General features: G+C 56.0%; 18 protein-coding genes and 1 pseudogene. 13 read left to right on the top strand and 6 right to left on the bottom strand.

The window, feature by feature from the left end; all coding sequences use genetic code 11:
• Positions 1-72 precede the first annotated feature (72 nt).
• On the top strand, positions 73-1,191 hold the full coding sequence (dnaJ, locus tag D3H35_RS06040) for a molecular chaperone DnaJ (protein ID WP_119148223.1): 1,119 nt from the start codon (positions 73-75) through the stop codon (positions 1,189-1,191).
• A 26-nt stretch (positions 1,192-1,217) separates the two neighbouring features.
• Here the strand turns inward: dnaJ and D3H35_RS06045 are convergent, their stop codons facing one another.
• The 4 genes and pseudogenes from D3H35_RS06045 to D3H35_RS34660 form a co-directional block, all read right to left on the bottom strand.
• Positions 1,218-2,312, bottom strand: coding sequence for a GerAB/ArcD/ProY family transporter (locus tag D3H35_RS06045; RefSeq protein WP_158593969.1), 1,095 nt, complete (start codon positions 2,310-2,312; stop codon positions 1,218-1,220).
• An 8-nt stretch (positions 2,313-2,320) separates the two neighbouring features.
• Positions 2,321-2,557: a hypothetical protein gene (locus D3H35_RS30605; protein ID WP_158593970.1), complete on the bottom strand. Its 237-nt coding sequence runs from the start codon at positions 2,555-2,557 to the stop codon at positions 2,321-2,323.
• Between the two features lie 6 nt (positions 2,558-2,563).
• Positions 2,564-3,772, bottom strand: coding sequence for a Ger(x)C family spore germination protein (locus D3H35_RS06050; protein ID WP_119148225.1), 1,209 nt, complete (start codon positions 3,770-3,772; stop codon positions 2,564-2,566).
• Positions 3,769-5,299, bottom strand: a pseudogene (locus D3H35_RS34660) (spore germination protein). Before D3H35_RS34660 ends, D3H35_RS06050 begins: the two are co-directional and overlap by 4 nt.
• Before the next feature lie 134 nt (positions 5,300-5,433).
• Between D3H35_RS34660 and D3H35_RS06060 the strand changes: the two are divergent.
• The 8 genes from D3H35_RS06060 to deoC all read left to right on the top strand — a co-directional run bounded on the left by D3H35_RS06060 (position 5,434) and on the right by deoC (position 11,295).
• The gene (locus D3H35_RS06060; RefSeq protein WP_119148226.1) at positions 5,434-5,601 is read left to right on the top strand and encodes a YfhD family protein; all 168 of its coding nucleotides are present in this window, start codon (positions 5,434-5,436) and stop codon (positions 5,599-5,601) included.
• A 1-nt stretch (position 5,602) separates the two neighbouring features.
• Positions 5,603-5,905 (top strand): hypothetical protein, encoded by a 303-nt coding sequence (locus tag D3H35_RS06065; protein WP_119148227.1) that lies wholly within the window; start codon positions 5,603-5,605, stop codon positions 5,903-5,905.
• 179 nt (positions 5,906-6,084) lie between these two features.
• Positions 6,085-7,074 carry a 50S ribosomal protein L11 methyltransferase gene (gene prmA, locus D3H35_RS06070; RefSeq protein WP_119148228.1) on the top strand — a complete coding sequence of 330 codons (990 nt, stop codon included), beginning with the start codon at positions 6,085-6,087 and terminating at the stop codon, positions 7,072-7,074.
• On the top strand, positions 7,071-7,793 hold the full coding sequence (locus D3H35_RS06075; RefSeq protein ID WP_119148229.1) for a site-2 protease family protein: 723 nt from the start codon (positions 7,071-7,073) through the stop codon (positions 7,791-7,793). The genes prmA and D3H35_RS06075 overlap by 4 nt, the downstream gene beginning before the upstream one ends.
• A 53-nt stretch (positions 7,794-7,846) precedes the next feature.
• The gene (locus tag D3H35_RS06080; RefSeq protein ID WP_119148230.1) at positions 7,847-8,614 is read left to right on the top strand and encodes a 16S rRNA (uracil(1498)-N(3))-methyltransferase; all 768 of its coding nucleotides are present in this window, start codon (positions 7,847-7,849) and stop codon (positions 8,612-8,614) included.
• A 5-nt stretch (positions 8,615-8,619) separates the two neighbouring features.
• Complete coding sequence (gene mtaB / locus D3H35_RS06085) at positions 8,620-9,969, top strand: tRNA (N(6)-L-threonylcarbamoyladenosine(37)-C(2))-methylthiotransferase MtaB (protein ID WP_119148231.1); 1,350 nt, start codon at positions 8,620-8,622, stop codon at positions 9,967-9,969.
• Between the two features lie 104 nt (positions 9,970-10,073).
• Positions 10,074-10,520 (top strand): NUDIX hydrolase, encoded by a 447-nt coding sequence (locus D3H35_RS06090; RefSeq protein WP_119148232.1) that lies wholly within the window; start codon positions 10,074-10,076, stop codon positions 10,518-10,520.
• Positions 10,504-11,295 carry a deoxyribose-phosphate aldolase gene (gene deoC, locus D3H35_RS06095; RefSeq protein ID WP_119148233.1) on the top strand — a complete coding sequence of 264 codons (792 nt, stop codon included), beginning with the start codon at positions 10,504-10,506 and terminating at the stop codon, positions 11,293-11,295. Before D3H35_RS06090 ends, deoC begins: the two co-directional genes overlap by 17 nt.
• A 279-nt stretch (positions 11,296-11,574) precedes the next feature.
• Here deoC and D3H35_RS06100 read toward each other — a convergent pair whose 3' ends face one another.
• The gene (locus D3H35_RS06100) at positions 11,575-12,504 is read right to left on the bottom strand and encodes a transposase (RefSeq protein WP_119148234.1); all 930 of its coding nucleotides are present in this window, start codon (positions 12,502-12,504) and stop codon (positions 11,575-11,577) included.
• 355 nt (positions 12,505-12,859) lie between these two features.
• Between D3H35_RS06100 and D3H35_RS06105 the strand changes: the two genes are divergently transcribed.
• Positions 12,860-14,239, top strand: coding sequence for a class I SAM-dependent rRNA methyltransferase (locus tag D3H35_RS06105; protein ID WP_119148235.1), 1,380 nt, complete (start codon positions 12,860-12,862; stop codon positions 14,237-14,239).
• 85 nt (positions 14,240-14,324) lie between these two features.
• Here D3H35_RS06105 and D3H35_RS06110 read toward each other — a convergent pair whose 3' ends face one another.
• A complete protein-coding gene (locus tag D3H35_RS06110; RefSeq protein ID WP_119148236.1) occupies positions 14,325-15,320 on the bottom strand; it encodes a Na/Pi cotransporter family protein in 996 nt (331 codons plus the stop codon).
• Positions 15,321-15,524: 204 nt separating this feature from the next.
• On the opposite strand from D3H35_RS06110, the gene D3H35_RS06115 reads away from it, so the two are divergent.
• The 3 genes from D3H35_RS06115 (at position 15,525) to addA (ending at position 23,466) form a co-directional block, all read left to right on the top strand.
• Positions 15,525-15,746: a hypothetical protein gene (locus D3H35_RS06115; protein WP_119148237.1), complete on the top strand. Its 222-nt coding sequence runs from the start codon at positions 15,525-15,527 to the stop codon at positions 15,744-15,746.
• Between the two features lie 155 nt (positions 15,747-15,901).
• Positions 15,902-19,432 (top strand): helicase-exonuclease AddAB subunit AddB, encoded by a 3,531-nt coding sequence (gene addB / locus D3H35_RS06120; protein ID WP_119148238.1) that lies wholly within the window; start codon positions 15,902-15,904, stop codon positions 19,430-19,432.
• Positions 19,429-23,466 carry a helicase-exonuclease AddAB subunit AddA gene (addA, locus tag D3H35_RS06125; RefSeq protein ID WP_119148239.1) on the top strand — a complete coding sequence of 1,346 codons (4,038 nt, stop codon included), beginning with the start codon at positions 19,429-19,431 and terminating at the stop codon, positions 23,464-23,466. The genes addB and addA overlap by 4 nt, the downstream gene beginning before the upstream one ends.
• Positions 23,467-23,486: the final 20 nt, after the last annotated feature.

The following is a 23,486-nucleotide window of genomic DNA, read 5'->3' on the forward strand; positions in this document are numbered from 1 at the left end:
TTCCACGCCCCGGGGTTTCGCGCATAAAGCGCGAGGTCCCGGGGTACGACTGTAAAATCATGGGGTGAGGAATTGGCCGACAAACGCGATTTTTACGATGTCCTTGGAGTAAACAAAGGCGCCTCCGCCGACGAGGTGAAAAAAGCTTACCGGGGACTCGCTCGCAAATATCATCCGGACGTCAATAAAGCGGCGGATGCGGAAGAGAAGTTCAAGGAAGTCAAAGAAGCTTACGACGTGCTGAGCGACGATCAGAAGCGGGCACGCTACGACCAATTCGGCCATCAGGACCCGAATGCCGGGTTTGGCGGAGGCGGGGGCGCCGATATGGGCGGCTTCGGCGACATTTTTGATATGTTCTTCGGCGGGGGCGGCGGACGCAGAGATCCGAACGCGCCGCAGCGCGGGAACGACCTGCAGTACACGATGACGATCGAATTTAAGGAAGCGGTGTTCGGCAAAGAAACCGACATCAACATTCCGCGCACCGAATCGTGCGACACTTGTCACGGCAACGGCGCCAAACCGGGAACGAAGCCAGAAACGTGTACCGTCTGCCGGGGCTCCGGCCAGCAGGAAGTGGCGCAGAATACGCCGTTCGGCCGCATCGTCAACCGCCGTGCATGCTCCGCCTGCGGCGGACGCGGCAAAATTATCAAAGAGCGCTGCGGAACATGCGCGGGTGCCGGGCAAGTGAAGAAGCAGCGTAAAATTAACGTTAAAATTCCGGCCGGCGTCGACGACGGCTCGCAATTGCGCATGAGCGGCGAAGGCGAAGGCGGCGTTCGCGGCGGTCCGGCGGGAGATTTGTATATCGTCCTGCGCGTCAAGTCGCACGACTTCTTCGAGCGCGAAGGCGACGATATTTATTGCGAGATTCCGCTTACGTTCGTTCAAGCGGCTCTCGGCGATGAGATCGAAATTCCGACGCTGACGGAAAAGGTAAAGCTCAAAATTCCCGCCGGCACGCAGACGGGCACCTTTTTCCGCTTGAAGGGCAAAGGGGTTCCGAAGCTTCGCGGCTACGGTCAAGGAGATCAGCACGTTAAGGTGGCGATCGTCACGCCGACCCAGCTGAGCGACTCCCAGAAGGAGCTGCTGCGCGAATTCGGCGCAACGAGCGGCGAGTCGACCCATGAGCAGCACCAGTCCATTTTCGAACGGATGAAGAAAGCGATTTTGGGCGACTAGAGAACGTGAATACGGCTTCCGCGCTTTTAGGCGGGAAGCCGTTTTTTTCGTTTCACGGCATGGATTGCTAACAGCGCGAGCGGAAGCAGAACGGCCATCGTCATATCCCAATAAGGCCAATATTTGAATCCGATTAGATTGAAATAGACAACGTTGGGAGCGAGCAGAAAGGAAATGCCATAAATAAGAAAGGCGCAAGGGAAAATTAGGAGCCGATAATCGGGCACCTTCACCCATTGCGACAGCCCCGTCACGAAGCCGTAATAATAAATGACGGATTTGAAAAAGCTGGTGATGATCCAATTGATGGCGAGAATGACCTCCATGCGTTCCAAAAAATGCCCGATGCTTATTTTGCGCGCCATCGCATAGGAGGGGTAGATGTGCTTTGAGGTCAAGTATTGTCCCAGTACGAGAATAGAAACGCCCGTAATGGTTGTTAGCACAACACCTCCCAAGGCGATGCCGAGGAAAAAATCGCGCTTTTTGTTTTTTTCGCGCTTGACTAACGGCAAGATCATGACGATGACGATGAGCTCGCCATAAGTGACCCCCGAAGTAACGATTCCTCCAAACAAAACGGGAGAAACCCCCTCGCCCAATACAGGCATCATGTTGCTCCAATTGAAATCGGGTAGAAGAAACGCGATAAGCATGACGAAAAGAACGGCCGCCAAAGGGAACAGAAGCTCCCCCGAGCGGGCAATCGTTTCGAGGCCATGCTTCATCGTCCATACGATAGTGATGAGGAGAATGAAAAGCAACGCTCTTATCGGCGTTTGCGGCATAATGTGAGTAACCAGAAAATTTCCGATGTTCCTGACGACGGCTGCACCGGTTAACAGGAAATAGAACAAGTAACATCCGAATATGCAACTGCCGATCCATTTTCCAAGAAGGGAACGATTAAATTCGAAGAAGCTCGAATTTTCCAGCAGAAGGGACAGCCGCCATATGATCCAGCCGATGCCGAGCCCAAGCAGAAGACTGAGGCAAGCGGATAGCAGCGAATCCTGCTTGGCGATGGCGGCTGTCTGGGCGGGAATGAATATGATAGTGTCACCGACGATGGTGAACATCACCAGAATGGTCATTTGTTTAACGCTGATCCGTTCTTTCATTAGCGGATTCACCTTCCCAGAAAGAGCGTCGACAGCCAGTTGTCGATCGGCTTGTACATTGCGATGAGCCACCCCATCGGGTTCTGCAGCCCAATCAAAAGCAAGGACATGATGGACAGAATGGAGCCTGTCGCCAGTATGAACATATAGACGGCCATCGCCAAAAAGGGCCGATTCGCTTGGAGCTTCATATCCAACGCGCATGCCGCAATGGCGAGCACGATGACGCCTGCCGATGCCAACAACGTGAATCACCTCTTCAGATCTTCGATGAACGAGTTGCCCTTTGTGGATGTCCTCCGAATATAAAAATGGATGTGAAATCGAACTTCGGTACGTTGGAACATTTCATTTGCCCATTTATCTTTGACTTTCTTCCATTGGCGCGGATGGTAGCGGTGAATCGCGTCCCCGAAGCCGAATATGTCGGTATTGTATTTTTGCTTTACCGAATCGATCGTTTCGTCCAAAGCTTTGACGGTCAATTTGGCAGCTGTCTTCTCCAATTGGCGCAGGGACTGGGGATCGGTGATGTCAATATCGCAAGCGATTTCGCCTACATTCGCCTCTGCGGTAAAGGTAAGATCGATGACCGGCTTGTCGCCAACCATTTTTCCTGTCATTTTCGTATGGCTGCGGAGAATTTCGACGATAACGTTGCCGCCGTTTGGACAAGTTACGGGACCCGCCGTGCTGTAGAGGTTGTTCATGATGATATTGTAGCCGCGGCTTTCTTCTTCGTTGAGCCAGCCGACGAGCTTGTCTCTCCGGAAGACCGCAAGCCCGGAAAAGACGAGCCGCGCGGCCGGATCAATATTTTGAACGTTGCGGTTCGATTCTCCTTCATGCTGGCTGCCGACGATATCGATGCCGGTGAGCACCGGATTGAGCCCGTCGGTAACTAACTGATTGATAAACTTGTCAAGCGTGAACGTCGTTGTCGGTGCCCATGACCTGGCGGAAGCGTCGAGCGAATAATACATTTTGTTGGCCGGAATTTTTTCGAGCGGAGTTATGATTTTCAGCACGTTTTCGGCACTTGTTTTCCTGGCAATCATGATGAAAAAATCGGTGCGGGACTCCGACCCTCTGGACTGCATCTCCAACGCTTTGGCAATTCCATCCCTGGCCAGCTCCTCGCCGATGACAAGAACGCGAAGATGGGAATTGTAAATTTTGCGCGGACTCGTCTGGGTTAGTTTCCGATAGGCTTCCAATATGGATGGAGCCGATGCTTTATACATAGTCACAGGAGCACGGTTGATTCCTCCCGAGCCTTTAGCCGATGCGACTTGGCCTGGATCGACGACTTGGACGGACAATTCGTAGCCTTCGGAGGATTTGTCGATGGCCGCGCCCAGTTGAATGCCGAGCTCGTTCAATTCCCGACGATCCCAACAACCGGTTCCTGTAATTAACGCCAGCAAGGAAACAAGAATCACTCGAAGCGCGATTTTCATCGTCCGCCTCCGCTGCTTTTTGGCGTTTTTTGCCGGGTTCGATTATCGACGCCGGGAAGCCGGGGCCTGGACAGCATCTTGGGCCAGGAAATCCGGAACAGCGTATCCTTCTGATCTTCCGGAATAAAAGGCGCCAGCGGCGTTGTGTAAGGGACGCCGACGGAACGCAGCCCGCAGACATGAACGGTGAGCGCGATAAGTCCCATCAGGATGCCGAAAAATCCGAATGAAGCCGCGAGCCCCATAAGAGCGAACCGAATGAGCCTCACGGTAATATTCAGATTGCTAGCCGGAATAACGTAGCTGGAAATGGCCGTGATCGACACGATAATGACCATAACGGCCGAAACGATACCGGCTTCCACGGCCGCTTGCCCGATAACGAGCGTACCGACGATCGATACTGCCTGGCCGACGTTGCGGGGCATACGGATGCCGGCCTCCCTCAGAATTTCATAGGTGAGCTCCATCAATACCGCTTCGATGAAAGCGGGAAAAGGGACTCCCTCGCGCTGGGAAGCCAGGTTAATAAGCAAGTTGGTAGGAAGCATCTCTTGATGGAAAGTCGTGACCGCGATATAGAACGAAGGAGCCAGCATCGCGATAAAGAACGACAGGTAGCGAAGCATGCGCAGCAAGCTGCCGATATCGGCTTTTTGGGCATAGTCCTCAGGAGATTGAAAAAAGTGAACGAGCAGCGCGGGAACGAGCATGACAAAAGGGGCCGTCGACGAGGATGGCGATTCTTCCTTCCAGCAGCCCTGCTGCGATCGTGTCGGGACGTTCGCTGTTATAGACGGTAGGAAACGGCGAATACGTCCGGGACTGAATGAATTCCTCGACGTAGCCGCCTTCAAGAATTCCGTCGATGTCGATAAGGTCGAGCCGCTTGCGGATTTCGGCGACAGCCTCTTCGCTGGCTACTCCGTTGATATAGGCGAGGGTGACGCTCGTTTGGGTCAGCCGTCCGATTTGGCGGGTTTCCAGCCATAGGCGGGAGTTGCGAATCCGTCTGCGCAGCAGCGTCGTATTGGTTCGGATGTTTTCGGTGAAAGCCTCCATCGGACCGCGGACGACGGATTGCGACGTCGGTTCGGTAACGCTGCGGTTTTCCCAACCGGGAGATGCAATCCGAATCGCGTCGGAAATGCCGTCCAAGAATAGAATGACCGACCCCGAGAGCAACTGCTCCATCAGAGCGGCGCTCGTTCGGACGATGCCGATATCTCCGGCTGTGAGCACCCTTTCCGTTAAATAAGCAATCGTGTCAGCCGTACTGTTCAAATTTTTCAGATCGTTCCGAAGCAGGAGCATGTTCAACGGCTCCATGACGGCGCTTTGAATGTGCTTCGTATCGATCATACCGTCTATATAGCAGATAGCGGAACGGAGATCTGTTCCTAGCGGAAGCCCTTTAACGATCAGATCGTCGCTTTTCCCGAACGATTGCTTCAGGAGCACCGTTCTTTTGTGAAGAACGGTCGTTTGAAACAATCGGGCTTCCGGAGACTGTTCGGTGCTGAGCATGCCAATCCTCCTATGTCAATCCACTCTACCTAATATAACCAATATTGGGGCTGAATTATTTAGAAGCCGGACGCATAACTTTTCCAACCTTGCGCAAGCTATTCCATGGATTTCCCGAAGAAGGAGCTGCGACAATGACAAACCATTCCAATTCGCATTTGGAGACGGAAGAGCAAGAAAAGGACGGCTTGGCGGAAGACGTCGAGTTTTCCGAAGAGCTGGCCGACGCGGACGATTTGGAGGCGCAGCAGCGGGCGAACGATGCTGACGACAGGGCGGCCGAGTACGAAGGAACGGATTAAGATGGATATGCAGCCTATGCATGCGACCTTCGAAAATCAGGACGACGCCGAGGAGGCCGTTCGCAAGCTTTCCGCACTGCGCGGCGATCGTTTCAGACTGGAAAAGGTGGCCGGAAAGCCGGCGGGAGTCGACTCGGATGCCTCGATTGAAGCTGCTGGATCCTTAGGAGACCCGGATTCCGCCTTCTCCTCGAACGAGACGGGCGGCGTTCCCGCTTTCACGCTGTCCGCCAACATTCCAGCGGAAGCGCTCGAACGAGCCAGAACGGTTATCGAGCAAGCAGGCGGCTCCTTCTCCGAATAGGAGGCGGATAAATATCTCGGCGTCAGGAAGGAGCTGTCCAAGAGCGGATGGCTCCTTCTTTTTTTTGCGTCAGGCAAAAAAGAACGTGTATAATGGAGGCTGACGAATGGCCGAAAGGCCGATGAAACCGGGCGGCCATACGATGGCGCGCGCCGGTTTACATGGAGGAGGAACGACCGTTGCGCTGGCATGAATTAACGATATTGGCAACTGAACCGTCGCAAGAGATGGTTTCTCATTATTTGTACGAGCTGGGCGCGGCAGGCGTATCCATCGAGGAATCCTGGACGGAGGACAAGCCGCGGGACACGTCGCTCGGTCAATGGTACGACAAGCCCTTGAATAATATCCGCGCGGGGTATGCTGAAATTCGCAGTTATTTTGCCGACGAGACGGACGTAGAATCGGTCGTGAAGCAACTGACGGCATTGCTCGAGGGGCTGCCCGAATTCGGCTACGACGCGGGAGAATTCACGATCGCTGCCGGCGAGGTGGACGACGAGGATTGGGCGGACTCGTGGAAAAAATATTTCAAGCCGATCCAGGTTACGGAAAAGCTTACGATTAAACCGACTTGGGAAGAGTATGAAGCCCGTCCGGAGGAAGTCATTATCGAGCTTGACCCGGGCATGGCTTTCGGAACGGGAACCCATCCGACGACGGTGCTTTGCCTGAAGACGCTGGAGGGAGCCATTTCCGGCGGCGAAGAAGTTATCGACGTCGGAACCGGCTCGGGCATATTGGCGATCGGAGCGATGAGGCTAGGAGCCAAGCGCGTGCTCGCGCTCGATCTCGATCCGGTGGCGGTATCCAGCGCGACGGAGAACATCAAGCTGAACGGCTTGCAGGACGACGTTGAAGTGAAACTCAGCGATCTGCTCGGCATCCTTCGGGATTCGGGCATCGATCGCCCGAACGGCGTGAAGCCGCCCGTCGACCTCGTCGTGGCTAACATTCTTGCAGAGATCATTTTGCTATTCATTGCGGACGTAATGGAAGTATTGAAGCCCGGCGGCATATATATTGCATCGGGCATTTATAAGAACAAAGAACAGGACGTGGAAGCCGGACTGCTGGCGGCCGGGTTCGAAATCGTTGATAAGGTCCGTCAGGACGACTGGGTTGCGTTCGTAGCCGGAAAACCGAAAGGGGACGATGAAGAAGGATGAACTTTTTCTGGTTTCCGCTAGAGGATTTGCCTTTTATCGTGCTTGCGATGCTCGTCGCGTTCACGGTTCATGAATTCGCGCATGCTTGGACTGCCTACAAATTTGGCGATTCTACGGCATATGAAGCGGGGCGCGTGACCCTGAACCCGATGGCCCATATCGACTGGATCGGTTTGATCTTTCTTGTCGTTGCCGGCTTCGGCTGGGCGAAGCCCGTACCGGTTCGCCGCAGCCGGTTCAAGCGTCCGCGTCTGATGAGCATTCTCGTAACGGCAGCGGGACCATTCAGCAATTTGCTTCTCGCCTTCATCGTCTTGTTTGTTTTTTACGCTTTGGTTGCGGCTGGCGTCATGAACGATTCTTCCGACGCTGCGCTGGCGACGTTATGGACCTTTTTGAAATATTGGCTGCAAATCAATTTCGTGCTATTTATTTTTAACCTTATTCCATTGCCTCCGTTGGACGGGTATCGAATCGTCGAGGAGTTCGCGCCTCTGCGCATAAGGCTGCAATTGCAAAGATTCGAGCAGTGGAGCTTCTTTATTTTTCTGCTTCTCGTCTTTGTTCCTCCGCTGCGCGCCGCGACAATCGGACCTTTGTTCGAGCTTAGGGATCCGATTTTCAGAGGAATGCTCGATTTGCTTGGAACGTTGTTCGGCTCTTCAGTCAACGAATCCTTTATTAACCTGCTGATAAAAATGCAGATGACGGTAGCGTAACGATGCGGTTCGATGTATGATGATGGGTGGAGTAAAGCGGGAGGCTTGCCGATATGCAACGGTATTTTGTTTCGCCGGAGCAGATAACCGACAATACGGTTACGCTCGAAGGCGACGACGCCCGTCATTTGGCGCAAGTAATGCGCTCGAAGGCTGGGGATCGCTTCATTGCGTGCGACGGCAGCGGACGGGATGTTTTGGCCGTTATCGTATCCGTCGACAAACAGGCGGTTGAAGCGGCAATCGAAGAGACGCTGCCTGTAACCTCAGAGATGGGGTGGCGGATTACCGTCGCGCAAAGCTTGCCCAAAGGGGACAAGCTGGAGACGGTCATTCAGAAAGGAACGGAAGCGGGAGCCGCCGCGTTCCTGCCGTTCGTATCCAAGCGAACGGTCGTTCAATACGATGAGCGTAAGGAAGCGAAGCGGATCGACCGATGGCGGAAGATCGCTAAGGAAGCCGCCGAGCAGAGCCATCGAAGCGTCGTGCCGGAGATTCATCCGGTATGCTCGTGGAAACAGCTCATTAAGCAATTGAGCGGCTACGACCTGGTATTGTTATGCTATGAGGAAGAAGGACGCCGAGGAGCCGGACTGCGCGAGGTGCTGGGAAGCTTCCGGTCGGAATTGTCCGGCAAAAGCGATCCAAGCATTCTGGTGGTTATAGGACCGGAAGGCGGATTCGCCCCAGAGGAAGCGGAGGAAGCGGCTGCGGCGGGAGCCCGGACCGTTGGCCTTGGACGTCGAATACTTCGAACGGAAACGGCGGCTTTATTCGCTCTGGCGTGTCTCGCTTATGAAGCAGGAGAGTTGGGAGGTTAGTGCCGATGCCTAGCGTGGCATTTTATACATTGGGCTGCAAAGTAAACTTCTACGATACGGAAGCGATGTGGCAGCTGTTCAAAAACGAAGGCTATGAGCAAGTCGATTTCGAAACGACAACGGCCGACGTGTATGTTATCAACACTTGCACGGTTACGAATACCGGCGATAAAAAAAGCAGGCAAATCATTCGCCGTGCGGTTCGACGCAATCCGGAAGCGGTCGTGGCCGTAACCGGTTGTTACGCTCAGACATCGCCGGCTGAAATTATGGCGATTCCAGGCGTCGACCTCGTTATCGGAACGCAGGATCGCGAAAATCTGATGACGCATATTAACGGCGTGCAACAAAACCGCGAGCCGGTTAACGCCGTCCGCAACATTATGAAAACCCGCGAGTTTGAAGAGCTCGACGTACCGGATTTTACGGAGCGGACTCGCGCGTTTCTTAAGATCCAGGAAGGCTGCAACAATTTTTGCACGTTCTGCATTATCCCTTGGTCGCGCGGCCTTTCGCGGAGCCGCAAGCCGGAAAGCGTCTTGAACCAGGCTCGCGCGCTCGTCGCCTCCGGCTACAAGGAAATCGTGCTAACCGGCATTCATACGGGCGGGTACGGAGACGATCTGGAAAATTATCGTCTGGCGAATCTGCTTGAGGATCTTGACCGGATCGAAGGGCTGGAGCGTATTCGCATTAGTTCTATCGAAGCCAGCCAGATCGATGACGACATGATACGCGTGCTGAAAAAGTCGCCGAAAATGTGCCGTCATTTGCACATTCCGCTGCAAGCGGGAGACGACGCTATCCTCAAGCGTATGCGACGCAAATATACGACCGCCGAATTCGCGGAAAAAATCGACCGCATCAAGGCAGCAATGCCGGGCGTCGCGATTACGACCGACGTTATCGTCGGTTTTCCCGGCGAGACGGATGAGCAGTTCGAGAACGGGTATCGGTTCATGGAGCAAATCGGATTTTCCGAGATGCACGTTTTCCCTTATTCGAAAAGAACAGGAACCCCTGCTGCCCGGATGGACGAGCAAGTGGACGAGGAATTGAAGCACGAGCGGGTTCATAAGCTTATCGATTTGTCCGAACGGATGCAAGCCGAATACGGTGCGACATGGGTAGGCAAAGTGCTTGATGTCATCCCCGAACGCGAAGCGAAGGGCGAGGAAGGCAAGGGCGTACTGTCCGGACATACCGACAATTATTTGCATGTCGTTTTCAAGGGGGATTCTGCGCTGATCGGAGAGCTGTGCCGAGTGCGCGTTACGGATTCCGGAGTGAACGAATGTACAGGGGAGCTGCTGGAAGTGCTAAGTCCGGCACGGTTGCTGGCCTCAAACGCTTAATACGCTGAATCGAAGATTTCACCCGCATGCGGGTGAAATCTTTTTCTGCTTCATGTTTCGTGGGGTCGAGTTTGGCTAATTCGAACAGGAGAGAGGAACTGAAGATGAAGGAAATATCGGCAGGCGGAGTCGTTTATCGAAAAGAGAACGGGGCAATCGAAATCCAATTGATACAAGACCGATTCGGCAAGATGACGCTTGCCAAAGGAAAAATGGAGCCGGGTGAGACGATCGAGCAAACGGCTCTTCGCGAGATCGAGGAAGAGACGGGGATCGTAGGAGCCATCGTAGATACGTTGTCCGTCATTGCCTATCAATACGAAGCGAAAGGGCGGGGCACGATACATAAAGAAGTGCATTATTTCCTCGTCGAAGCTACCGAAGGCCGTCTCCAAGCCCAAGTTGAGGAAATAACCGGCGTCGGTTGGTATTCCCCGGAGGAGGCATGGCGTCTGCAGCTTTTATCCGGATACGACAATAATGATGAAATTGTCCGCAGTGGATTGCGCAAGCTAGGGACCGAGGTGGAGCCGAATGCCCGAAGCAGTTAATACAGCAAAGCGGATAACCCCATCCGACGCAAGAGAGACGGAGATCGAAAATTGCCCGAACGACGATCCCTCGATCCTGGAATATCGGTTTCCGATTTGGGTTCCGGGAACCCGCACGGCGGCGTTTATCGATTACACATTCCTTCGTCCTGAGGCGAATGCAAGAGATATTGCGGTTATTTGCGCGGAAGCGAAGGAGTATGGCTTCCATAGCGTTTGCGTCAGCAGCGGATGGGTCCGATTAACGAGGGAAAAGCTGAGCGGTTCGCCTGTGAAAGTGTCCGCTGTCGTCGGGTTTCCTCTTGGCGCGGTAGCTACTCGTTCCAAGGCGTTCGAAGCAGCTGCGGCGTTGGAGGATGGAGCGTCGGAGATCAGCATGGTTATATCGATCGGCAAATTGATTGATGGCGAGCACGAAGCCGTAGAACGCGATATTGGCGCGGTCGTTCAAGCCGTGCAAGGCGGAGCTTTGATCAAAGTTATTTTGGAAACGGCATCCTTGACCGACGGGCAAAAGGCAGAGGGCTGTCGAATCGCCGAGGCGGCAGGCGCGGACTTCGTCCAGACGTCTACCGGATTCGGTCGGGGCGGCGCTACGGTTGCCGACATTCGGTTAATGCGGGCTGCGGTTTCCCCTATGATGGGAATTAAAGCCTCGGGCGGCATTCGCAACCTCGCATCGGCCCAAGCGCTTCTTTCGGCTGGCGCACAAAGAATCGGCTCCAGCTCCGGTGTCGAGATCGTCAATCGGTTAGAAAGTTCAACCGATGCATAGGGTTATTATCGGAAAAACCGTATGTCGGTGGGACATTCGGTTTTTTCGTTCATGAGGGTGCGTGAAAAAACCTCCCCCCTTTTCCTCCTTAGTACGATATCCCCTTCGCTCAGGATCGCGCCCAACCCCCGCAAACCCCGCAAACCCCGCAAACCCCGCAAACCCCGCAAACCCCGTGAACTCGATAGTTTTGATATTAGAACAGTAATAAACGCTTTTCAATTAAGTAGACCACATCAAATAGAGTGAGAGCGATAGCGATGGAGATATGCCAAAAAGCTAGCTGGCTCTAGCGGAACGAAGAGTGGAAGGACGAGAGCTTCGAGATGAGCGCCCGGACGAGGAACGGGTTAGTAGCGGATATGTAATTGTCGGTGTAATGGCGCAAATACGAATAAGCTCCAGGAATAAAGGTTGATCTTGTCGGTTCCACATGTAGCAAAACTGATCAAGATAAGCGTCCAAGTGCTTGGGACCGATCCCGTTAAACGTATCAGCCAGCCAATGTTCGACTTTACTTGCAATGTCTAGAAGTATGTAATTACGCTTTTGTCGATCGAAACGATAGGAAACGATCGCTTGGTGCTCGAATTCAGGGTCGACATACCTGTCAAGGAATGGAGCCGGCGATGGTCGGGAAAATCGGCTTTCGGGAAGCTTCTCGGGTTGCTTCTTAATGATTATGCGAGTAATTTTACCAGTCTCCGACTCCGAAGAGCCGATGAATAAGGGCTGCTCGTGCGCATCCCAATCGCGAGAGCCGCTGAATCTTTGCCCGTACACGGCGTCCGTAATACGAACAATTCCGCTTAGCCGTTCTCTGGATTCAACGTCGCTCATAGCGAAACGAATTTTGTGATACATAAGCCATCCTGTTTTGTAAGTGACGCCGATAACGTTGGAAAGCTGAACGGCATTGACGCTATCCGGTCTCGAAAGAAGAAAAATAGCTTGAAACCAGACGCGAAGAGGCGTGCGGCTTCCCTCTAATATAGTGCCCTTTTGAAGAGAGGTCTGCGTGCGGCAAGCTTTGCACTCGTAAAGGGGCATTCTTCTTGTAGTAATGACATAAGCGAAGCGATGGGCGCAGCTGGGGCAACGAAAGCCGTCCGGCCATTTGGAGGCGAAAAGCAGCTTCACGCACTCCTGCTCGTCGTTAAATAGCTCACGGACTCTATCAAAAGAAATATCCTCCGAGGACACGCACATCGAATTCAGCCACCTCTTCGCACACATGATATCTTATACCGCTATGTACATTTTACCAAACGTATGTTCGTATTTCAATATTAAAAATGATATCGATTTATTAGAAAAAAATTTCCAGAAGCGAGGGTCAAATATGAAAATAAGCCTTTTCTGAGCGGACGGGATATCGTTATAAGTGGAAAAAGCGAGGCCATGAGAGAGAGGGAGTTTCGGCGCATCGAACGGCGGGCATACAAATTTACCTGAGCCGATGGGATATTGAAACGCGGTAGAAAGCTGCAAGAGTTGGCGGACTTGAGCGTACTCGGGTTATAATCAGATATGTTGTAATTATCCGAAAGGCGTGATCAAACGCATGGCGAATCAAGCCCGCGCGGTGTTAAGCCGTTCCCGGCGGCCCCGCTTGGAGCAGGGGCATCCCTGGATTTATGCGAACGAAATCGAGAAATGGGAGGGCGAGCCGCCCGAGGGAGGACTCGTTCAGGTCGTCGACCATAAAGGAAAGTTTTTGGCAACAGGTTATGCGAATCCGGTCTCGCAAATTACGGTTCGCGTCGTCGCCTATAGCCCGCTGGAAGAAATGAACGGAGTCTTTTTTCGGGAAAGGTTCGAGCGTTGCGCGGCTCATCGGGCGCGTTTCGTCAGCGACCATCTTTCGTGCAGGCTCGTTTATGGAGAAGCCGATTTTTTGCCGGGACTGGTTGTCGACCGATTTTCCGATATTCTGGTCGTGCAGGTGCTTTCCTTGGGCATGGAAAAAGCAAGGGACGCCTGGCTGCCCGCGCTAATTGACGTTTTTTCCCCAAAAGGCATTTACGAACGAAGCGACGTGGGCGTCCGCGCGCTCGAAGGGCTTGAGGAGAGAACGGGCGTTTTGTACGGGGATTGTCCGCGCTATACGGAGATCGAGGAAAACGGACTTAAAATCGAAGTCGACATCGAGGGAGGGCAAAAAACGGGCTACTTTTTCGATCAGCGTGAAAACCGCGCCTCCATCGCGCCGTTAATGAAGGGATGGGGTGCAAGAAGCGGCATTTTGCTGCAGGAGCGGGCAGCCGATGACGGCCAACTGCAGTCGGTACCGGTCAACAAAAGCGGAAATGTCGTTACCTATCCTTATTGGGACGGGGCGACTGTGCTGGAATGCTTTGCTCACACGGGCAGCTTCACGCTTCATGCTTGCAAATACGGAGCGAAAAAGGTGACCTGTCTCGATATTTCGCAGCATGCGGTCGGTACGGCGAAGCGCAACGTTGACAGCAATGGATTCGGAGATCGGGTCGAATTCGAAGTGGCGGACGCTTTCGAATATTTGCGCCGCCAGGTGGCGGGCCGGGAGGAGCGAACCGCTCGCGGCGCCGGGCAGAAAACGGACACGTCCAAGCCGTTGACCGGGGATGGACGGACATGGGACGTTATTATTCTGGATCCTCCGGCTTTCGCCAAGACGAAACGAGCGGTGCCAAGCGCGTGCAGAGGGTATAAGGATATTAATTTGCAGGCGATGAAGCTTCTGAATGAGGGAGGATATCTCGTCACGGCGAGCTGCTCCTATCACGTTAGACCGGAGCTGTTTCTCGAAACGATCCAGGAAGCCGCCGTCGATGCCGGAAAAATATTGCGCAGGGTCGAATGGAACGGCGCGGGAAAAGACCATCCTCAGCTCGCTGGAGTCGAGGAAGGGCATTACCTTAAATTCGGTATTTTCGAAGTGAGGACGAAGCGGGAGTTATAAAAGATAAAGAAATCATCAAGCTGCTTTCGCGCGGCTCACGGCATGTCTATTCCGTTCCTGAGAGGACGGAAGGACATGTCTTTTTCTATGTGCGGGGAGAAGCGGGCTCGGCTAATACAGAACGCCCGAACAGATAAGCGATCGGGAGGGCGGCAACCGAAGAGACGACGTTGAAAAGTGTTTGGGCATGGGCGATCTGGGCCGAGAGGTCGCTTGGAGCAAGGGCGGCGGCTGCGGAATGCAGGAGCGGGATGAGAGGGAGGAAGAGCAGCGCGCCGACGCCGTTGATCCCAAGCTGTGACAAAGCTACGAAACGTCCGCCCCTCCCGCCGCCGAGGGAGGCTACGAGTCCGGTGAAGCACGTGCCTACATTGGCGCCCAGCACGATGGCGATGCCGGCTTCGGGCGGCAAAGCACCGGCGCCTGCCAGGCTCATCGCCATGCCTATGACGGCGGCGCTGGAGTGAATCGCTGCCGCAAGCGCCGCGCCTCCAAGCAACCCCCAGATGGCGTTTTTTTCCGCATGGTTTAACAGGAGGTTGAAGTAGCCGTTTTCCCGAAGCAATGGAGCCATTCGCTGCAGGATGCCAAATCCGATGAATAGCAGACCGAGCCCGGCCGCAGCGACCGAACCGTATCGGATGTACAATATTCCGCCCGCGGGCTTGCCGCGATCGGAACGGGAAACTCGCAATTCGTGCCCAACCGCCGTCAGCATCCAAGCGGCAATGGCAAGGAGGACAAGCGGGCCTCCAAAGCGGTGAAACTGAAGGCTCATAAGTTCCGTTGTCAGGCACGTGCCGACGTTCGTCCCTAGCAGAATGCCAAAGCTGCGCGATAGAGTCATCCAGCCCGCGTTGACGAAGCCGATCGTCAGGACGGTAACGGCTGTGCTGCTCTGAAGAAGCGCCGATGCCGCCGTTCCGAACAGAAAGCCGCGAAATGGGGTGGAGGTTGCGCGAGACATCCATGAGGAAAGCCGGTTGCCCGCCCAGCTTTTCAGCGCGAATTCCGTCAGCTTCATTCCAAGCAGCAGCAATGCGAAGCCGGCTACGGAAAACCAAAGAAGGCTTGCCCACATCGTAACCCCCTCCTTGCCGCTCTATTTTCATGATTTAATTGCCCTCTTTGTTAACCTATGTTGGACATGGACAGGTCATGATTAAATGAAATGTTAGCTAAATGTTAGGAAATGAAATTGCCCATGCAACGCGTTCCCCCGAACTTCCTTAACATCGATAAGCTACACTTGGACTAATTTAAGTTACGGACGGGGGAAGCGGTTATGGTGTATGACATCATCATGTTCGGAAAAAGAGCGGTGCCGCTTGACAATCGCGCAAAAAAAGAGGGAAGCAGACAGCGGCTGAACGAGCGGGTGCACGAGCTGGCGGACGATTTGGAATTCCGGCGCCGTTGGAAGCGGGTAAACAGCATCGAGCTATGGTCGGATGCGGCTATCTTCCGTTTGAATGACGGAAGCAAATGGTATCTGAACATCGGATAAGGATCAAATGGACTTACGTCAACGGGCCCGAGGGTCCGTTTTTTGCATTCTAATGGATATTGGATGCTTTTGGCTGACGGCGAACGTCTGTGCGTGTGCTGCGCCCTTATGGTACAATGGCGAAAGAGAAAGGGTCGTCAGGGAGGGAACGAATAATGTCGCTTAGACTCGTTACGGGTCGTTCCGGAAGCGGAAAAACGAGGTTTATTCTCGATGAAATTCGCGCCAAGCTTGCGGAAGACCCGCAAGGCTCGCCTCTCGTCCTGCTCGTCCCCGAGCAGGCAACCTTCCAGGCGGAATACGCGATGGCGAATACTCCCGGGCTTGGCGGATTCATGCGGGCGCAGGTGCTCAGCTTTCGTCGGCTCGCCTTCCGAATCATGCAGGAGACGGGCGGTTCCGCGGTCGTACCGATTCATGAAAACGGCAAAGCGATGCTTTTACATAAAGTTCTGGAGGACCGTAGAGAAGAGCTGAAGCTTTTTCGCGGCGGCTCGAACGAGACCGGCCTGATCGCCCGCATGGGCGAGCTGTTCACCGAGCTGAAAAGATACGGCGTCGACGGCGCGGGGCTGTCCCATGCCGCCCGGGATGCCCGCTCGGAGTCATCGCTATTGAAGGATAAGCTCCATGACTTGTCTTTGCTGTACGCGGAGACGGAGCGAGAGCTCGACGGGAAGTGGCTGGACGGAGAAGACATGCTCGGACGGCTGTCCGACGGGGCGCTCGCTTCCGCCTGGCTGGCGGAAGCGGAAATATGGGTGGACGGCTTCCATGGCTTCACGCCCAACGAATATTCTGTTATCCGAAGCCTTTTGCGCCGGTCAAAGAGGGTGACTGTCGCGCTTTGCGCCGATCGTCCCTACTTGGCGGGCGATCGCCCGGACGAGATGAACGCCTTTCATCCGACGGCGGAAACCTCGGCGAAGCTTTGCGAACTGGCTGCGGAATCAGGAGTCGCGACCGATGCTTCGGTTCACTTGAATCCCGTTATCTTTCCTCGGTTTGCGAGAAGCCGGATGCTGGCTTTTCTTGAGAAGGAGTGGACGACACGGGTTCGCTGGACGGAAGAGACGGCCGTTCTTCATCCGGATCATCCCGATTGCGGCATCTCGCTTCATGCCGCGGCAGGCAGGAGAGCCGAAGCCGATGCGGCCGCCAGAGACATGCTTCGCCGCGTCCGCGAGGAAGGCTTCCGGTACCGGGATATGGCCGTTTTCGTCAGGCAGATGGAAGACTATGCGGATTTGCTCGCCGGCGTTTTCGATTCTTACGGCATTCCCTATTATTTGGACGGCAAAGCGGGAATTTCGCATCATCCTTTGTCGGAGTTTGTCCGTTCCGCGCTGGAATGCGTGACCGGAAGCTGGAAATCGGAAGCGGTGTTTCGTTGCGCCAAGACGGATTTGCTTGGTGCGAAGGGCGCAGGCCTCTCGCGCGACGAGATCGACAAATTGGAAAATTACGCGTTAGCTGCGGGCATCGACGGCTGGAGATGGAACGACGACCGGGTATGGCGTCCGCTTTTTACAGGAGATATCGAACAGGAGATCGAGGAAGACCGCGAGGCCGGGGATTCAAGGATGGCTGAGCTGCTGCGCGTTCGTGACGCATTGGTCGGACCTTTGCGGGCGCTGGAGAAACGGTTGAAAAGCGCCAAGACGGTCCGCGCACTATGCGAAGGACTCTACTCGTTTCTGGAGGAAACGGGCGCGGCCGACTCGCTCGAGCGATGGAGCAGGGAGGATGCCGAAGCCGGGCAACCGGGAAGAGCGGCGGCTCACCGTCCGATATGGGACGGCGTCATGAATTTGCTCGATCAGCTCGTGGAGCTTACCGGCGATTTGAAGCCGGATTTGAAGCTGTTCGCCGGCATGGTCGATTCCGGCTTGGAGGAGCTGAAGCTTGGGGCTGTGCCGCCTTCGCTTGACGGGGTCCTGATCGGCAGTCCGGAGAGGACCCGATCGGACCGCGTTTCCGTCGTCTACTTGCTTGGAGTGAACGACGGAGTAATGCCGAAGCGGATGGCCGAGAACGGCTTGCTGTCCGAAGAGGAGCGAGACGCGCTCGCTTTATCCGGCTTGGAGATGGCGCCGGGAGCGAGACGCCGATTGCTGGACGAAAGGTTTCTCGCCTACTTGGCGCTCACCGCCGCGTCCCGTCACCTATGGATCGGCTATCCGATCGCCGACAACGATGGCAAGAGCTTGCTGCCGTCCGAATGGATCGGAAGAATTCAGCGAAAGTTCCCCGGCATGCCTATCCGCATGGAAGCGGCCGAGCCTCAGGACGGAGACGGCGAGGACGCGCAGCTTTCGTTCGCCGTTCATCCGGGCAGGGCGATGACGCATCTGCTCGCGCGGCTCCGAAGGTGGCGGCAAGGGGATTCCATCGCGCCCGGCTGGTGGTCCGTATACGAATGGCTCCGGGAGCGCGGTGAATGGAAAGATCGCATCGGTCAACTGCTGCGTTCTTTGCACTTCACGAACGTGGAGCCGCCGCTTGCTCCGGAGACGAGCAGACTTCTGTACGGGGATCGGCTGCTTGCGAGCGTGTCGCGAATGGAACGGTTCGTTTCTTGCCCGTTCCGACATTTTGCATCGAACGGATTGCGGCTAAGAGAACGCCAATTGTATCGGGTCGATGCGCCGGATATCGGGCAATTGTTCCACGCGGCGCTCCGCCAAACGACCGAGAGGCTGTTCGCCGACGCGAACGCGTCTCCGACGATGGAGCAATTGCGCCTGGAAGCCGCGGCTTCCGTCGAGCGGCTTCTGCCGAAGGTGCAGCAGCAAATTTTGTTGTCCTCGAGCCGTCATGCCGTCATGGCCCGTAAGCTTCGTGCTATCGTAGCCCAGGCGGCCGGCATTCTGGGCGGACACGCCGAGCTTGCCGCTTTCCGCCCTGTCGGGCTGGAGCTTGATTTCGGACCGACGGGCGCGCTGCCGCCGCTTTCGCTCGAGCTGGGCGGCGGACGCTGGATGGACGTCGCCGGAAGGATAGACCGGGTCGACGCGGCGCAGTCGCCGGAAGGGCTGCTGCTGCGCGTAATGGATTACAAATCGAGCGGCATGAAGCTAAAGCTCGACGAGGTATCGTACGGCTTGTCGCTCCAAATGCTGACTTACCTCGACGTCGTCGTCACCCATGCTCCGCATTGGCTCGGACAGACGGCCGCTCCGGCGGGCGTCCTCTATTTTCACGTGCACAATCCTCTTCTGCATACCGCGAACGGTATGTCCCAAGAGGAAGCGAACGACAGACTGTTTCGCGAATTCCGGATGCAAGGGCTGCTGCTTGCCGACGGCGAGGCGGTCAAGCTGATGGACGATTCGCTCGACGGAGGAGGCGCCAAGTCGGCGGTCGTTCCGGTCGAATTCAAGAAGGACGGCTCCTTCTCCGCCCGGTCGCAAGTGGCGGAGCCCGCTCAATGGGACATATTGCGCAAGTCGGTCCGCCGCCAAATCCGGGGCATCGGCAAAAGAATCGTCGAAGGCGACGTATCCATCAAGCCATACCGGATGGAACGCAAAAGCCCCTGCACGTTCTGCGAGTATAAGGCGGTATGTCAATTCGACCTGGAGCTGGAAGGCAACGAATTCAAGACGCTGGCGAAAGCGGCCAACCGGGACGAGCTGTGGCGCAGATTGGAAGATCAAGCGGGAGAAGGGGGGATGCCGGTATGACGGACGCAATCGCAAAGCGATGGCCGGCCAAGCCGGAAGGCAGCCGCTGGACGGACGAGCAATGGGCGGCCATCGCGGCGGACGGCTCCCATCTGCTCGTAGCTGCCGCGGCAGGCTCCGGCAAGACAGCGGTGCTTGTCGAGCGGATCATTTCCCGAATCGCGGACGAGGAGCGCCCTTTGGACGTCGATTCCATGCTGGTCGCAACTTTCACGAAAGCCGCCGCAGCCGAAATGAAAGAAAGAATCCGCCACGCGCTAGAGGAGGCGCTTGAGCGCAACCCCGATTCGGGCCATTTGCAGCGGCAATTGGCTCTTTTGCCTCGCGCGACGATAACGACGCTCCACTCCTTTTGCATGGAAGTCGTGGAACGCTATTCGCCGGTTATCGGACTCGACCCGGGCTTTCGGATCGCGAACGACACGGAGGCGGAGCTGCTTCGAATGGATACGCTGGACGAGCTGTTCGAGGAGCTGTACAGCCAAGAGGAGGAAGCCGGAGCGGACGAAGGAGCGGACAAGGGCGAGTTCAAGGGAGAGCTGTCCAGATTGGCCGACCGCTTCGGCGGAGAGCGCACCGACGAACCGCTGCACCGGCTCGTCCTGGAACTCCACGAATTTGCGGGAAGCCATCCTTGGCCGGAGCATTGGCTGCGCCAGATGGCCGGCCGGTTCAACGTGGACGACGCTTCGCAGCTGATCGAATCGCTGTGGGTTTCCAGCTTGAGGGCGGATGCTCTGTTGACGTTGCGCGGAGCGCTGCATTTGCTGGATGCCGGCTTGCGGCTGACGATGGAACCGGGTGGCCCCGCTCCTTACGCCGACGCTTTAAGAGACGATAGAATCGCCGTCGAGACGATCGTTGAAGCCATGAACCGGGATTCGTGGTCGGACTGGCGGGACGCGATCGCGGCGTGCTCGTTCGGGCGGCTTAAGCCTTGCAAGGGGGACGATTACGATCCCGAGTTGCAGGAACGTACGAAAGCTTACCGGGACACCGTCAAAAAGACGATCGCGAAGCTGTCGGAGGAGTGGCTCGTTCGTTCTCCGGAAAAATATGCGGAGGAGCTGCGCGCGATCGCTCCCGACATGTCGGCGCTCGCCGAGCTTGCGATCAGCTTCGGGCAGCGCTACGAGCTGGCGAAGCGGGAAAAAGGACTGCTCGATTTCGGAGATTTGGAGCATTACGCGCTGCGCATTTTAAGAGAACCTTCCTCGACGGCCAAGCGGAGCGCGCCTTCCGTTGCAGCGGCGGATTACCGCGATAGGTATTCCGATATTTACTTGGACGAGTACCAGGATACGAACGAGGTGCAGGAAGCGATCGTATCGTTAATTGCTCGTTCGAATCCGGGCAACGTCTTCATGGTCGGCGACGTGAAGCAGAGTATCTACCGGTTCCGGCTCGCAGAGCCCGGACTGTTTCTAGCCAAATATCGGACATACGATATTTGGACGCCGGAAACCGACAGTCCGGCGGACGAAGGACTCCGCATCGATCTCGCGCGAAATTTCCGAAGCCGCAGGGAAATCGTCGAAGCGGTCAACCACGTTTTTCGGCTTATTATGAGGGAGCCGGTTGGCGAAATGACGTACGACCGGCGCGCTGAGCTCGTGTACGGGAACGGTTATCCGGATGCGGGGGAAGGCGATCCCGCAGGCAGTTACGGTCTGGAAATGATTCTGATCGACGCGGCAGGTGCGAAGCCGGATGCAGGGGAATTCTCGGAAGCTTCCGAGGGAGCCGGTACGGAGGAGCAGGGGGATGATCCGTCCTCCGGCCTAAGCGCCCAGGAGGAAGAGGATGCGGAGACGGCGCAGCTTGAGGCTCGCTGCATCGCTGCGGAAATTCGCAATTTGATGGGCGCGGACGACGGAACCGGGGACAAGAAGCTTCCGTTCGCCGTCTATGACGGCAAGGCGAAGCTGCATCGCCCCGTTCAATACCGAGACATCGTCATCCTGCTGCGGGCGGCAACATCGCTGGCCCCAGCCTTTCTGGAGGAGCTGAAGGCCGCAGGCATTCCCGCGTATGCGGATTTGGCGACGGGTTATTTCGCTGCGACGGAAGTCGACGTCATGCTGTCGCTGCTAGCCATTATCGACAATCCGCGTCAGGATATCCCGCTTGCGGGAGTGCTGCGCTCGCCCATCGTCGGATTATCGGCGGAGGAGCTGGCGCAGGTTCGCCTGCGCAACCGGAAAGGCTCGTTCTGGGACGCGGCGACGGCCGTTGCGACGGTCGGAAGCGCGGAGTTCTCGGAGCTGGACGCCAAGACGTCCGCTTTCGTCCTCGCTCTCGAAAGCTGGAGAAGCTTTGCGAGAAAGGAACCGTTGGGCGAGCTGCTGGAAATGCTTTATCGCGAGACGGGCTATTACGATTTTGTCGGCGGCATGCCGGGCGGCGTCCAGCGGCAAGCGAATTTGCGCGCATTGGTCGATAGAGCGCGGGATTATGAGCGATCCTCTCGTTTTCGGGGCTTGTTCCGATTTCTTCGTTTTCTCGGGAGAATGCGCGACACCGGGTCCGATTTGGGCGCGGCGCGCGCTATCGGCGAGAGCGAGAACGTCGTTCGAATCGTCTCCATCCACAAGAGCAAAGGGCTTGAATTTCCCGTCGTGTTCGCGGCGGGGCTCGGGCGGAAATTCAACCGCAAGGATCTCAGCGGAATGTTCCTGAAGCATAAGACGCTCGGCTTCGGCCCGCGAATGGTCGAGACGGATACTCGTGTCACTTACCCGACTTTGCCGCAGCTGGCAATTAGGCGAAAGCTCGCCGGCGAAATGCTGGCCGAGGAAATGCGCGTTCTCTACGTCGCTTTAACTCGTCCGAAAGAAAAGCTGTATTTGATCGGCACGAGCAAGGATGCGGCCAAGGAATGGCGGAAGTGGGAGGAGACGGCTTCGATGGCGAACGCCGGTCTTCCCGATTATGCGGTCGCCTCCGCGTCCCGTTATTTGGATTGGCTTGGCCCGGCGGCCGTTCTGTCGGGAGGTGGCGCAGCTATACGCTCGTCCGCAACGGGCGGCGCGACAGCGGCAGAGACCGGCTCATCTGCTTCCGGGTGGAATTGCCGAATTGTGCCTTCGACCTTATTCACGCGACAGGCCGCGGACGCCGCTGCTGCCTTGGCGGCCGGTGCAGATTCCGAAGCGAGCCGCGCAGCTATGTGGAACGCGCTTGTGAACGGCGAGTCTGTGCCAACCGCGCTGTCGGCAGACGACGATCGCGTTCGCCGTCTTCTTTCGTGGCGTTACCCCCATGAAGAAGCGTCTGCGGTCGCGGCCAAAACGTCCATTACGGCGATGAAGGAAAAACGTGCATACTTGACCGAAGCGATTGCCGTCGAAGAAGCGGAGTCGGAGGACTCGTTCGGAACTTGGAGAGACAGGGCGGCTTCCGAAGGGTGGACGGAAGAGCCCCCGTTCTTGGCGGGCGACCACTTGGCAGACGACGCCGTCCCGCTTTCTTTTCGGATGAGACGACCGAAATTTCTGTCCGCAAAACGGCTTACCGCCGCCGAAAGGGGAACGGCGTTTCACTTGGTTATGCAGCATTTGCCGCTCGCTGAAGGCACAGGCAAGACGGACGTCGTCATCTTGCTCGATTCGCTGACCGAGAAACGGATTCTGTCTCCCGATCAGAGAAAAGCGGTCGATCCGGGAGAAGTGGCCGCTTTTTGCGATACATCGTTATACAGACGCTTATGCGCCGCGGAGCGGGTATGGAGAGAGGTTCCTTTTACATACGGCCTTCGCGCGGAGGATATACATCCGGGCTCTTTCGGCGGAAGCGCTGACGAGACCGTCATTATACAAGGGGTCGTCGACTGCCTGTTTGCGGAAGGCGACGGGCTCGTTCTGGTCGACTACAAGACGGACTTTCTGGAAGGAACGACGGCGTCGCAGGCGGCGGAAAAGCATCGCTTCCAAGTGGAGCGTTACGGGGAAGCGGCCGGCCGGATTTTGGGACAACCGGTCAAGGAAGCTTACGTCTATTTCTTCGACGGGGGACAAGCGGTTCGGCTTTGGTAGGAAGGGAAACGGGGAAAAAG

The organism is Cohnella faecalis, from assembly GCF_003570905.1.
GTDB classification, from domain to species: Bacteria; Bacillota; Bacilli; order Paenibacillales; family Paenibacillaceae; genus Cohnella; species Cohnella faecalis.